13 protein-coding genes, 1 tRNA gene and 1 pseudogene are annotated in these 11,507 nt (G+C 64.8%); 6 read left to right on the top strand and 9 right to left on the bottom strand.

What is annotated here, in order from left to right:
- The first annotated feature begins 280 nt into the window (after window positions 1–280).
- From NP825_RS05795 to NP825_RS05780, 4 genes are all read left to right on the top strand, one after another.
- A complete protein-coding gene (locus tag NP825_RS05795) occupies window positions 281–811 on the top strand; it encodes a VOC family protein (RefSeq protein WP_257549281.1) in 531 nt (176 codons plus the stop codon).
- A 1-nt stretch (window position 812) separates the two neighbouring features.
- Window positions 813–1,604: an SDR family NAD(P)-dependent oxidoreductase gene (locus tag NP825_RS05790; RefSeq protein WP_257549279.1), complete on the top strand. Its 792-nt coding sequence runs from the start codon at window positions 813–815 to the stop codon at window positions 1,602–1,604.
- A 3-nt stretch (window positions 1,605–1,607) separates the two neighbouring features.
- A complete protein-coding gene (locus NP825_RS05785) occupies window positions 1,608–2,630 on the top strand; it encodes an alcohol dehydrogenase catalytic domain-containing protein (RefSeq protein WP_257549277.1) in 1,023 nt (340 codons plus the stop codon).
- A gap of 86 nt (window positions 2,631–2,716) precedes the next feature.
- Complete coding sequence (locus tag NP825_RS05780; RefSeq protein ID WP_257549275.1) at window positions 2,717–3,355, top strand: TetR/AcrR family transcriptional regulator; 639 nt, start codon at window positions 2,717–2,719, stop codon at window positions 3,353–3,355.
- 577 nt (window positions 3,356–3,932) lie between these two features.
- Here NP825_RS05780 and NP825_RS05775 read toward each other — a convergent pair.
- Window positions 3,933–5,189, bottom strand: a complete 1,257-nt coding sequence (locus NP825_RS05775; protein ID WP_257549273.1) for a hypothetical protein — start codon at window positions 5,187–5,189, stop codon at window positions 3,933–3,935.
- Window positions 5,190–5,364: 175 nt separating this feature from the next.
- On the opposite strand from NP825_RS05775, the gene NP825_RS05770 reads away from it, so the two are divergent.
- Window positions 5,365–5,440 (top strand) — tRNA-Thr (locus tag NP825_RS05770).
- 121 nt (window positions 5,441–5,561) lie between these two features.
- A complete protein-coding gene (locus NP825_RS05765) occupies window positions 5,562–6,812 on the top strand; it encodes a site-specific integrase (protein ID WP_257549271.1) in 1,251 nt (416 codons plus the stop codon).
- Here NP825_RS05765 and NP825_RS05760 read toward each other — a convergent pair.
- The 8 genes and pseudogenes from NP825_RS05760 to NP825_RS05725 form a co-directional block, all read right to left on the bottom strand.
- Window positions 6,809–7,042 carry a helix-turn-helix domain-containing protein gene (locus NP825_RS05760; RefSeq protein WP_257549269.1) on the bottom strand — a complete coding sequence of 78 codons (234 nt, stop codon included), beginning with the start codon at window positions 7,040–7,042 and terminating at the stop codon, window positions 6,809–6,811. The two genes, NP825_RS05765 and NP825_RS05760, sit on opposite strands and share 4 nt — an antisense overlap.
- On the bottom strand, window positions 7,039–7,251 hold the full coding sequence (locus NP825_RS05755; RefSeq protein WP_257549267.1) for a DUF2274 domain-containing protein: 213 nt from the start codon (window positions 7,249–7,251) through the stop codon (window positions 7,039–7,041). The genes NP825_RS05760 and NP825_RS05755 overlap by 4 nt, the downstream gene beginning before the upstream one ends.
- Complete coding sequence (locus NP825_RS05750; protein ID WP_257549265.1) at window positions 7,244–8,476, bottom strand: TrbI/VirB10 family protein; 1,233 nt, start codon at window positions 8,474–8,476, stop codon at window positions 7,244–7,246. The genes NP825_RS05755 and NP825_RS05750 overlap by 8 nt, the downstream gene beginning before the upstream one ends.
- Window positions 8,473–9,291, bottom strand: a complete 819-nt coding sequence (gene trbG / locus NP825_RS05745) for a P-type conjugative transfer protein TrbG (protein ID WP_257549263.1) — start codon at window positions 9,289–9,291, stop codon at window positions 8,473–8,475. The genes NP825_RS05750 and trbG overlap by 4 nt, the downstream gene beginning before the upstream one ends.
- The gene (gene trbF / locus NP825_RS05740; protein ID WP_257549261.1) at window positions 9,288–10,115 is read right to left on the bottom strand and encodes a conjugal transfer protein TrbF; all 828 of its coding nucleotides are present in this window, start codon (window positions 10,113–10,115) and stop codon (window positions 9,288–9,290) included. The genes trbG and trbF overlap by 4 nt, the downstream gene beginning before the upstream one ends.
- 3 nt (window positions 10,116–10,118) lie before the next feature.
- Window positions 10,119–10,577: a type IV secretion system protein gene (locus NP825_RS05735; RefSeq protein ID WP_257549259.1), complete on the bottom strand. Its 459-nt coding sequence runs from the start codon at window positions 10,575–10,577 to the stop codon at window positions 10,119–10,121.
- A pseudogene (locus NP825_RS05730) lies at window positions 10,574–11,059 on the bottom strand (conjugal transfer protein TrbE); the annotation flags it as partial. The pseudogene NP825_RS05730 and the gene NP825_RS05735, both read right to left, overlap by 4 nt.
- Window positions 11,060–11,214: 155 nt before the next feature.
- Entirely contained in the window at window positions 11,215–11,505 is a 291-nt protein-coding gene (locus NP825_RS05725) for a hypothetical protein (RefSeq protein ID WP_257549257.1), read from the bottom strand.
- Between the last annotated feature and the right edge of the window lie 2 nt (window positions 11,506–11,507).

Here is an 11,507-nt window from a genome sequence, read left to right as displayed (position 1 = left end):
GCCAAAATCCGGGCTTCTTCCTGCTTGGCCCGATTACGGAGCGGGACGATAACCAACCTTCCGTGGCGATAAAGCGCGCCATCGGAACTACACTGTTCACCCATGTGGCGAATAGCCGCGTACCCTGAAAATGGCACCCTTCCAGTTCCCGACCGGTTTGCCGCCCGCAGAATCGATGTGGTCGTTGCTGAATCGAACCAATTGACTGGACTATCAGTTCAGCATATTTCGTCACCGGCCGCAAGGGAATGCGGCGACGCAAGGGAGGAGATGCGCGCGGATGGCGGATGCAATATTCGGGGCGATCGACCAGCTCGGCTTTGTGGTCACCGACCTCGATCGCTCCCTGTCCAGCCGGATGCGCGCACTCGGCCTTGGCCCGTGGACGGTTTTTCGGGGGGTGACGCTCAGCGGACGTTTGCGGGGGCAACCGACTCAAGTCACGATCGACGTCGCCCTTGCCTATCAGGGAGACATGCAGATCGAACTGATCCAGCCGGTTGGCGACGCCCCTTCCCCCTATCTTGATGAAAAGGGCGCTCCGCTTTGCGGGATGCATCATATGGCGTGGATCGTCGACGATCTCGACGCAGCGGTGGCGAACGCGACCGCCCGGGGATTGTCCGTGGTGTTCGAGGCGTCGAACCCTTCGACCCGCGTCGCCTATCTGGAGGCCGAGGGCGATACCGGCGTGCTGTACGAATTCATCGAGGGTGCCGGAATGCACGAGATGGTCGCGGCCGGCGTTGCCGCGGCGCGGTGCTGGGACGGCAGCGACCCGGTCACGACGATCCATGTGGGAGGGCAATGACATGACCGACGGACGGCTCGCCGGGAAATCTGCGCTCGTGCTGGGCACTGCACCCGGCAATGTCGGCGAGGCGATCGCACGGCGCTATGTCGAGGCGGGCGCGCGCGTTACGGTCGCGGGCCGCCGCGCCGACGCGCTCGCCGAGGTAGCGGAGGCGATCGGCGCCGGCCGGCAGCTTTGCGACATCACCGTCGAAGGCGACCCCGAACGGCTGGTTGCGGACACCGCGGCGCGCCAGGGCGGGCTCGACATCGGGGTCAACGCGACCGGCTGGGGGTTGCTGAGGCCCTTTCTCGCCATGACGCGCGAAGATCTCGACACAATGAACGCGATCCAGTTCACCGGCCCCTTCCGCTTCTTTCAGGCGCTCGTCGCGGCGATGCCGCAGGGCGGATCGATCATCCAGATCTCGTCGGTCACCGCGACGATCATGTTCGACGACCACGCCGCCTATATGGGAACCAAGGCAGGCATGGATCATGTCATCCGCTGCATTGCGCACGAATTCGGTTCTCAGGGCATTCGCGCCAATTCGATCGCGCCGGGGGGTGTCTCCGATGCGCCGATGTCGGGTGGCGGGCTGATGCTCGATAGCGTCGCCGCCCTCTATCGGCGCGAAGTGCCGCTGGGACGCAGCACGTGCCGTGCCGACGTCGCCGACGCAGCGCTGTGGCTGGCGAGCGAAGAGGCGTCTTTCGTCACCGGCCAGACCATCCATGTCAGCGGCGGTCAGACACTGCGCCGCAATCCTTCGATCGGCGAGGTCTATGCCGCCTATGGCGCGGCGGGCTGACCGATGCGCGCGGCCGTCTATCAGGGAGCGAACCAGCCGCTGACGATCGAGCGGATCGATGATCCGCGCCCCAAGGTCGGCGAGGTGGTAATCGCGGTTGCGCGCGCGGGCATCTGCGGATCGGATCTGCATATGGCCGAATATGGCTTTGCACCCGCGGGCACGATCTTCGGCCACGAGTTCGCCGGAACGGTCGTCGAATGCGGCGCGGAGGTGCATGGCTGGGCGGTCGGCGATCGGGTGACGGCGCTGCCGCTCCACGTCTGTTCGCAGTGCGACGCCTGCGCCGAGGGGCTGCCCGGTCTCTGCCGCAGCGGCGTCTTCACCGGAACCTCGCTACTCGCGCAAGGCGCCTATGCCCAATATGTCGTCGCCCGTGCGGCGATGCTGCAGCGCCTGCCAGCCGGGGTCGGCTTCGACGAAGGCGCGATGGTCGAACCGCTCGCAGTCGCGCATCATGCCGTCGCGATGGCCGATCTCGGCGCCGCGGACGATGTGCTGGTGATCGGCGCCGGGCCGATCGGCGTCGCCGTGGCGCTGTTCGCGCGGCTTGCGGGCGCGCGCAGCGTCGTCGTCAGCGAACGCTTTGCCGATCGCCGCGCACTCGCGCTGGCGGTCGGCGCCAGCGCGGCGATCGATCCCGGCACCGGCCCCGTCGCAGCAGCCTTCTCTGCGCTTGCAGGTCGCGCGCCGCCGGTCATCTTCGAATGCGTCGGCGCGCCGGGGCTGATCCAGCAATGCATCGACCTGGCCGGTATCCGCGGCCGCGTCGTCGTTGCCGGCGCCTGTTTTCAGGACGACGCGATCAAGCCAATCACGGGGCTTGCCAAGGAAGTCTCGCTGCGGTTCAGCCAATGCTATACCGAGCGTGATTTCGAAGCGGTCATCGGGGCGATCGCCGCGGGCCGCGCCGACCCTGAACCGCTGCATACGCGCACCATAGGCTTCGACGAACTGCCTGTCGCCTTCGACGCGCTTCGCAGACCATCGGCCGATTGCAAGATATTGATCGACCCCGCCGCCTGATGCCAACCGAAGGAAGCCGCCATACCGGGGCAAGATCATTCCCGTTCCCCGATCGCGGCGAATGCAATAGGGCCTGAAGCATGAACATGGCCAAACCATCTCGCCCCAGGGGCCTGCGCGCGGGCGGACGGAACGGTTTCCAGCAACAGCGCAAGGAACAGACCCGCGCCGCGATCCTGGCGGGCGCGGCCTCCGTCTTTTCCGCCACCCCCTATGTCTTCGCGACGATCGACGAGTTGATCGCCGCGGCCGGGGTCAGCCGGGCCACTTTCTACACCTATTTCGATTCGAAACTCTCGCTCGCGCTCGCCATCTATGATTCGATCGAGAGCGATTGGCAGGGTCTTTACAACGAGCTGACGTCGATGAACCCGCCGGACCAGCTCGGCCTCGAAACCTGGCTCCGCCGCCTCGCCCATATCTATGTCGAGCACGGCTATATCACCTCGCTCGTCATCCAGCTCGCGACCTTCGAACCCAGCTTCAGACAGCGGCTTCGCGATGACGGCGACCGGCTGATCGACATGCTGGGCGGCGCAGGCATCCCCGGCTTTCGTGCCGCCTTGTCCGAAAAAATCGAGCGCGTGCGCGCCCGTTTGATCCTGACACGGCTCGACCAGATTTGCTCGGAGCTCGCAGCCGGCAATATTTTGTCAGGCGAGGAACAATCCCTCTACATCAAAATAGGCGCCAAAGATCTTCTCCGCTTCATTGGGATGACCTGAGCAACGAACGGATCATCATCCGGGACTCGAAACCTGCTATCGCAGGAGGCAATCATCGCCCCAGACCAGAATAGAGAAGCAAATGGTGCAGAAGAGGACTCAAATATTACGTTTAACTTATTGTAAGATAGGTATTTTCTCCTCGTGATTTTGAGATGATACCCAGTCCGATACCCCCTTTATATTCGATGTGGTGGTTCGAGTCCCAAAAGCTTAGTTCGCACGTTTCGGAGCGGCGATTCGGGACGTGATGTCATGGCAAACCGATCGAGACAGGCAATCGCGAGGATCACCCGCGCCAAGCCCCCTGCTTCACCTCCCACGATGCTCAACATGCCTTGAGAGGTATATCTTAGGAATATCCCCTGCGGGGTATAAACCCAATTTATTCCCTAGAGGGTATGGATCCAGCGTCACTGGCGATGTTTGGATTCAGCACTCGTCAGGCACCTTCAATGCCGGCTCGCCCGTTCCCAGCGCTTTGAAATATAAGTCTGGAATATATCCAAGACGCACTTCACGCATATAATTCAAACCCAATTCCGTTTAGAGGTCGCCCAGCACCCTCACGTTGGCATCAAAGATAATAGCGTGACGGGTAGAAATCGTGATCGTCATCGTCGCCGAAAATCCGATCACCTTCGAAGCGCGCGGCGAGCCCATCTGCCGAGAAGACCGCTTCCCGCGCCGCTAGTCGCTTGTCGGCGAATTCGACGAACGCGCCGACCCGGCCTTCCGAATCGCTTCCGATCTGGGAACGCAATGTCGAGACGAGACCGCGCATGCGCTCGAGCGCGGCAAGTTCTTCGAGAACCTTGTCGAGTTCGGCCACCCGGCGCTTCTGAATATGCTCTGCGCGTGCGCGCCGCTCCCGACTCTGCTGCTCCTCTTCACGCCGCCGCGCTTCTTCATCACGCCGGACCCTGTCGGCTTTTAGCGCCGCCGCGTAGACGGCGATCCCCACGGCAATATCGCCGGCGATCAATTCGAGGCGCTGGACCTTGGCGTCACGAAACGACCGCCGCGGACTGGCGTCCCAGAAATAGTGCTGATCGAGTTCGAACGAGAGCTGTCCGGTGGCATGATAATCCCATTCGGGAAACCGAGGTGCGAACTCGAAGCCGAAGTCGTCGTCGTCATCCCAACTCCGCGGCTTTCGGCGCTTGGCCCAGTATCGCTCCTGCTTCGTTTCCCAAGCTTCGCGCTCTTTCTGCTCCTTCTCGGTGAGCACATGCTTTTCGCGCCGCGTGAGTTCCGTCACCGCGAAGCCGACGCTTTCCCCGTCGCAGAGGAAGACAGCGCCCTTCTCTCCTGCTCCGAGCGTAATGCCGAGAGCCTCCGCCGCCGCGATGATCCGGTTGAGCACCAGTTCGAATCGGTCGATCGAAGCGGTGTCGACCAGCGTAGGGATGATGCCCTTTCCGCGCGCTGCGACGAGGATCGAATCGGCTCCGGGTTTCGCCTTTCGAAGCTTCGCAGCGGTGGCCGTGACGATCCGATGTGCGGGAACCACGGCCTCGCTATCAATCCCCGATGCCGCGATGCGCGCCTGCTCGCGGACGGCGGACATGGCTTCCGACTCTTTGCGCAGCTCACCGCTCATGATGCTGATCTTTGCGGCGGCTCCCTCCTTTGCCGGAGGCAGGGGCGTCTGCTCGACCGGCTTCCCCGCATGCTTCTTCGCCCACCACCCGAGCGGAGGCTTGGGAATATCGTGCTTCTTGCAGATCTTGTGCAGCGCTACGTCCGAAAGGAAGAACTGCTTGGCGAGCTGCGTCATCGGCTTCGACCAGACAAGGTCGTAGAATTCCTGTCGGCTGAAGGATTGCGACATCGCACGCGGCTCCGGATGGATTGGGAGGAAGAGACTCTGAGGCGGCCCATATCCCCCCGACCGACGCCAAAAATCAAACCGTTTCGGCTCGAGACTCGATGGTTTCGCCGCTCGAAAACAATTGGCACACGATGCTTGTCATCGCACGGCGGCGCTGCTAGTGGCGCCCCTCGTTGCCGCTTTAGCTCAGTTGGTAGAGCACATCATTCGTAATGATGGGGTCACAGGTTCGAGTCCTGTAAGCGGCACCATCGAACCCATTGAAAATAAACGATTTTATTCGGGCGTTCGGCACGGGCTGCGGCGCCTTGTTCGCGTGCGCCAGGAAGCGCAGCATCCCACCATCGTCAACCAACAGTTGAGGTGATGTCGATGTTGACCGTCCGTCAGATCCAGTCGCTCCGCCCCCGCCCCAAGCCATATAAGGTCTATGACGGGAATGGGCTATTCCTGCTGATTCAGCCCAATGGTTCGCGCCTCTGGCGCTTCCGATACCGGCTCTATGGTCAAGAGCGAAGGTTGTCGCTCGGCAAATATCCGATTGTGGGACTGAGGGCCGCCCGCGCGAAATGCTTCGACGTCCGCGATCAACTCGCGGCGGGGCTCGATCCCGCCGTCGCGAGGAGAAATCGGAACCTCGAGACCATCGCAGCGTGCCGGGTGACCTTCCGTGCCATCGCCGACGAATATATCGCCAAGATGGAAGCCGAAGGAAAAGCGCTGACGACCCTCGCGAAGCTCCGCTGGTTTCGCGATTTGCTCGACCCGCACATCGGCGCAATGCCAATCGGCGGGGTATCGCCGCACGACCTGCTCTCGGCCCTCAAGACGATCGAGCGCCGGGGCCACCATGAGACCGCTACCCGGACGCGGGGGTTTGCCGGACGCATCTTCCGCTACGCGATTGCGACCCTTCGCGCCGAGCACAATCAGGCCGAGGTACTCCGCGGCGCCTTGCTCGTCCCGCGGGTAACCCACCGCGCCGCGATCGTCGATCCGCGGCATGTCGGCGAACTCCTGAGGGCGATCGACCGATACAGCGGACGCCCGGAAACGCGGATTGCGCTGCAGCTTGCGCCGCATGTCTTCCTGCGACCGGGCGAGTTGCGCACCGCCGAGTGGAGCGACATCGATTTCGAGGAGGCGGTCTGGACCATACCGGCGACCCGGACGAAGATGCGACGGCCCCATGCCGTGCCCCTGTCGAAACAGGCACTCGCGCTTCTCGAACAGCTGCGGACGATCGGCAATCCGGGACGCTTTCTTTTCCCTGCTCTGCACAATTGGCAGCAGCCGATCTGCGAGAACAATCTCAATAACGCCCTTCGTCGGCTGGGATACGAAGGCGACGAGATGACCGCGCACGGGTTCCGGGCGATGGCTAGCACGCTGCTGAACCAGAGCAGCCTGTGGAATCAGGACGCCATCGAGCGTGCGCTGGCGCATTACGATCCCGACCCCGTCCGCGCGGCCTACAATCGGGCGAGCTATTGGGACGAGCGGGTGCGAATGGCCCAATGGTGGTCTGACCATCTCGACGGCCTCCGCGACGTCGGGAATGTCATCCATGTCGATTTCCGTCGCGGAAGATCGGCAAGCCTGCCGGCCTGGCAGGAACGCTAGTGCTTCTCGAACAGCCGTTTCAGGCTGTCGTACCGGATGAAGGTCGAGCGCCCCACCTTGACCGTCTCGATCTCGCCGGCGGCGATGAGCTCATAGATTGTCGAGCGGCCGATGCCGGTGAGCTTTACCGCCACCGCGATCCGGACGCATATCGGCTCCAGCGCAGCCGCGTCGACAGGCGCCGAGCAATCTGAAACGACGCCAGTAGACGGATGCGACTTCCGCATCATCGCGATCTGCCGCGGACAAAGGCGCGGTCGCTGGCAAGGAACGCTTCCAGCATGGCCGGAACCAGGTCGCTCACCGGCTCCTCCTTGCCATAGGCCTCCCGATATGCGGCCGCATATTCGACGAGTGCCGCATGGAGATCTGGCATGACGCCGATCGTTAATCTGACCGGTGTCCGGTCGGGAAGCCGCGGAAGTTTCAAGTCAGCCATCGACTTTCTTCCCGCCCTGCCATGGCGCCAGCAGGATATCCTTGTGGACAACGACGCGCAGCGGCCACCCTGGGCGCACGCGCAAGGTCGACTGGATGTCGAGCGACCGCCCGACGATCTGGTCGCCGGCGCGCGCGCCATTCTGCTGCGCCGCCTCGCGGATGGCGCCCACGAGATCGGTTTCGCCGCTTCCGAACCCTATTTCGGTCCCGACGCCGAGCAAGGTCGAAAGGGCGACGCCCCTGAGGAGCTGCCAACCATGCCGGTCGATCCGGTCCGATAACCCCGCATATCCCTGCCTATCGGTTGCCGGCACATTGTCGATGCGGATCGAAGAGCCGTCAGGAAGGATGATGCGCTGCCAGACCACGAGCGCTCGGCTCTGCCCGAAAGCAACGACGCTGTCGTAGCGGCCGATCAAGCGCGAGCCCTGCGGGATCAGCATCGTCCGTCCCGTCACGCTGTCATAGGCATTTTCGGTAACCTGCGCCGTGACCAGCCCAGGCAGATCGGAATCGAGACCGGTAATCAGGCTTGCGGCGATAACGCTCCCTGCGCTCAGGACATGAGGTGAGACAGCCGGCATCAACCGGTGCGGGCTGACCTCGTCGTCGCGATTGGTGCGACCGACGAGGTCATTCTTGCGCAGCTGTCCGCCCGGATCGCGCTCCGCCGCCGCTGCCGCCGGCTGCGCGACCGCAATGTCTTCCCGGACAATCGCAGGTGGCGGAGCGGCTAAGCTCTGTCCTGCCAGCGGCATCATCACGCCGGATTCCCGCGCCGCAAGGACGGCGGCGGCACGACGCTGGCGTTCGGCCTCGGCATCTTGCGCCGCCCGCCGGTCTGCATTCGCAAGGGAATCCGCAGCGTCTGCATTGTCTGCGATCCCGCGCCGATGATTGAGGATCGGCCTGCCGAGATCGCCGGGAAGCGGCGGGCCGAGCTTCGGTACATCGCCGTAGCTGGCGGGAGCACCGGCGAGCGCGTCGGGCGGCACCTTCGCGCCGGTTTGGGTATCGTCCGCAGCGACGACCAGGCCGAGACCTGCGGGCTTGAGCGCCAGCCACGCGACCCCGGCAATCGCGACCGAGCCAGCGGCGGCGATGCCGACGATAGCTCCGCGGCGGAAACGGGTGACGCGCATCGGCGCAGCGCGGAGCGCCAGCGTTTCGGGATCGGCCTTGGCCGGAACCGCGCCGCCGGGCGGGACATCGGCCGCGCTCATTGTCCCTTCCCCCGCTTCGGCCGACCGGCTGTGATGCGCACGATCTTCTGCTTCTTGCCGCCGAGCCGGAGTTCGGCGGCGGCGAAGATCCGATCGACGACATAATAGCGGCCCGCGACGCGATAGTTGACGAGGCTGGCTTCGCCGTCATCGCCGAGGACGAACAGCGGCGGCGCCTCGCCCACGGTGATGCTCGGCGCAAACTCGATATAGGTCTGCCGCCCGTCGTCAAAGGCGCGCAGCGGTCGCCACGCGGGCTTGTCACCCGAAATCGCGTAGCTGAAATTGAGGCTGTCGAGCTGCAGCCCTGCCGCAACAGGGGCCGCTGCGATCGCCGCATCCTGCCGTCGCCGCAGCGCGATCAGCTCATCCTCAGGATATCTCCACGAGAGCGCAGCCATTGCGCCCGCCGAACGACTCTCGAGTTCGAGCCGATAGACGCGGCGGTCGGTGGTCACGACAAGGTTGGTTCGCAGACCGGCGGAGAAGGGCTTTACCAATATATGGCTGCGCCGCCCCTCACCGCTCCCGCTCGTCGTATCGCCCACGGTCCAGCGCACCGTGTCGCCGGCGGCGACCGCGACGATCGTTTCGCCCGGCTGCAAGGCGATATCGGTGATCCGCTCGGGCGCGGCATAGAGGCGGAACAACGCGCCCTCCGCATAGGGATAGACCTGGACGGCATCGAGATAACCCGCGCGCGACGGCTCGCGGAGCGCCGCCTTGTTGGCGGCATCGACACGCGCGACGGGTTGGGCGGCAGCGGGAAGAGCGAGGGTGGCAATGCTGGCAGCAAGCATCAGTATCCGGATCATCGGTCGTTCCTTTCGGGAGTGGATGCAGGTTCGGGGGGGACGCCGCCGGCTTCGGGCCGCGCGAAGTCGGATAGGTCGCCGTCGGGTCCAGCGACCACCGCATCCGGCATGGCAGACGCGCCGCCCGGCGCCGTGGCCGCGGTTTCGAATTCGCGGCTCCAATCGATCGCGTCGACATACAGGCCGAGCGGATTCTTGCGCAGCGTCTCGGCGCTGCGCGGCGGCCTGAGCTTCACCCCGAGCATCGCGGTCCAGCGCGACGTGCCCGAGAGGCTGCCGCGCTCATATTCTCTTTCGGTCCATTTGACCTGGAAGCTGGTGTCGGACGCCCGCACGACGCTGGTGACCTGGACCGACACGGTCCGCCGCCCGACGTCGGCGAAAGGATCGGCGGCGCGGGCATATTCACCGAGGAAAAGCGCGGCGCGATCGGTCGCGAAATCGTAAGCTGACAGCCAGTTCTCGCGCATCAGCACCGGATCGAGCGACCGCGCCCGGACGTTGGCGACGAAGCGTCCGAGGTGCCAGGCGATTTGGGGGTCGGTCGGCCGATAGCCCGTGACCGCCGGCGCCACCGCGCGCGCCTCACCGAGCCGGTCGACCTCGACCACATAGGGAACGACGCGGCTCTGCAGCGATTGCCAGACGAGTGCCGCTGCAAGTCCGGTGGTGATGAGCAGGCCGCCGAGCGCCATCAGCCGCCAGTTGTGGGCCTGCGCGCGCGCCGAGCCGAGCCGATTGTCCCATATTTGCCCGGCTCGGCTGTAGGGCGTCTCGGACTCGGGTGTCCGTCCGTAGCGCTCGGCCGTTCGTCTGAATCGCATCTGTCAGTCCCTTTCCTTGATGTCGGGTGCAGCGCCGGCACCACCCTTGTCTCCGCCCTGGATGGTGTGGAGCGCCACCTGGCGACGGTGCCGGCGCGCATCGTCGGCGCTGCCCGGAAAGAGCTGGCGATAGCGCTCATCGAGCCGGTCGACGCGGAAGTCGATGCCCTGCGCCTGCCCCATAAGCCGATCGATCTCGCCGAGCTTCTCGCGCAGCCGGTCGAGTTCGGGAAAGTCGATGCGGGCGAGATTCTTCTGCTGGTTGACGAGCATCTGCGCCTCGTTCTGAAGCGACTGGATTTGCTGGTTGATCTGCTGGAGCGTCCGCGCCGCGGTGAGCAGATTCTGCGAATAATTGGCGCTGTCGAACACCGGCATCGCCTGCGCGGGCGATGCCGGGCCGGCGACCCCGAGACCGGCGGCGGACGCACCGAGCAACGCGGCGATCATATAGCACTTCATTCTTCTTCTCCTTGCGTGGGGCGGGCGGCGGGAAAACGGGCGAGCAGGTCGGCCGCCCAGGGGAGACCTGCGGAGGTGAGGAAGGCACCCGCGAAATCGGCGGCGCCCCCGTCGGCGAGAAGGCGGTCGATCCGCTTCTGCGCCTCGGGGTCGGAGGCGCCGCAGAGCGCGAGCGCGAGGGGGCCGAGCCCGAGTTCGAACAGTCGGTTGCCGCGCGCCGATTGCAGATAATATTGGCGCTTCGGCACCGCGCGGCTGACGAGTTCGATCTGCCGCGCATTGAGGCCGAAGCGCTCATAGGCGGCGGCGGACTGCGGCTCGATCGCGCGGTCGTTGGGGAGAAGAATGCGCTGGGGACAGCTCTCGATGATCGCGGGCGCGATCGCGCTGTCGGCGATATCGGCAAGCGACTGGGTAGCGAACAAGACGGCGACGTTGCGCTTGCGCAGCACCTTCAGCCATTCGCGGATGAGGTTCGGGAAGCCGAGGATGGTGAGGGTGCGCAGATGTGCCTCGCCCAGCATCGGCTCGAGACCGCCGGTGAGCGGCGTGTCGGCGAGGAGCCCGTCGAGATACATCGGGGTCTCGGGCACGCCGATGGCATGGGGTCGTGTCGAGATCGTCCCATGCAGGAAGGTCAGCGTTTCGCCGTCGTCCAGCGCGCGGACCTCGGGCATGAACCCGGCAAGGAGATCGAGCGCGCGGTCGGTCTCGGCGACGAAGCGATCGAGCGCCTGCCGCCAGTCGCGGCCCTTGAGATCGTCGCCGCGTTCGACCAGCAGGCGCCCGGCGCGGTCGCCCGCCGCGTCAGCCAGCTGCGGAGCGCTTCGTTGACGATGCGCGACTTGTTGCCGCCGCGCCGCACGACCAGCGCGTCGAGCGCATCGCTCAGCTCGCGGTCGATATAGAGATTCTGGCGGACCTTCATCG

The sequence above is a fragment of the Sphingopyxis sp. DBS4 genome, assembly GCF_024628865.1.
Classification (GTDB): Bacteria; Pseudomonadota; Alphaproteobacteria; order Sphingomonadales; family Sphingomonadaceae; genus Sphingopyxis.
This window is presented reverse-complemented; position numbering and strand designations above follow the sequence as displayed.

Excerpts from the sequence above, each read along its gene's own strand:
- NP825_RS05795 (WP_257549281.1), top strand. The coding sequence starts at position 281 with ATGGCGGATGCAATATTCGGGGCGATCGACCAGCTCGGCTTTGTGGTC.
- NP825_RS05760 (WP_257549269.1), bottom strand. The coding sequence starts at position 7,042 with ATGATGCGGAAGTCGCATCCGTCTACTGGCGTCGTTTCAGATTGCTCG.
- trbG (WP_257549263.1), bottom strand. The coding sequence starts at position 9,291 with ATGATCCGGATACTGATGCTTGCTGCCAGCATTGCCACCCTCGCTCTT.
- NP825_RS05735 (WP_257549259.1), bottom strand. The coding sequence starts at position 10,577 with ATGAAGTGCTATATGATCGCCGCGTTGCTCGGTGCGTCCGCCGCCGGT.
- NP825_RS05785 (WP_257549277.1), top strand. The coding sequence starts at position 1,608 with ATGCGCGCGGCCGTCTATCAGGGAGCGAACCAGCCGCTGACGATCGAG.
- NP825_RS05790 (WP_257549279.1), top strand. The coding sequence starts at position 813 with ATGACCGACGGACGGCTCGCCGGGAAATCTGCGCTCGTGCTGGGCACT.
- NP825_RS05725 (WP_257549257.1), bottom strand. The coding sequence starts at position 11,505 with ATGAAGGTCCGCCAGAATCTCTATATCGACCGCGAGCTGAGCGATGCG.
- NP825_RS05750 (WP_257549265.1), bottom strand. The coding sequence starts at position 8,476 with ATGAGCGCGGCCGATGTCCCGCCCGGCGGCGCGGTTCCGGCCAAGGCC.
- trbF (WP_257549261.1), bottom strand. The coding sequence starts at position 10,115 with ATGCGATTCAGACGAACGGCCGAGCGCTACGGACGGACACCCGAGTCC.
- NP825_RS05765 (WP_257549271.1), top strand. The coding sequence starts at position 5,562 with ATGTTGACCGTCCGTCAGATCCAGTCGCTCCGCCCCCGCCCCAAGCCA.
- NP825_RS05780 (WP_257549275.1), top strand. The coding sequence starts at position 2,717 with ATGGCCAAACCATCTCGCCCCAGGGGCCTGCGCGCGGGCGGACGGAAC.
- NP825_RS05755 (WP_257549267.1), bottom strand. The coding sequence starts at position 7,251 with ATGGCTGACTTGAAACTTCCGCGGCTTCCCGACCGGACACCGGTCAGA.
- NP825_RS05775 (WP_257549273.1), bottom strand. The coding sequence starts at position 5,189 with ATGTCGCAATCCTTCAGCCGACAGGAATTCTACGACCTTGTCTGGTCG.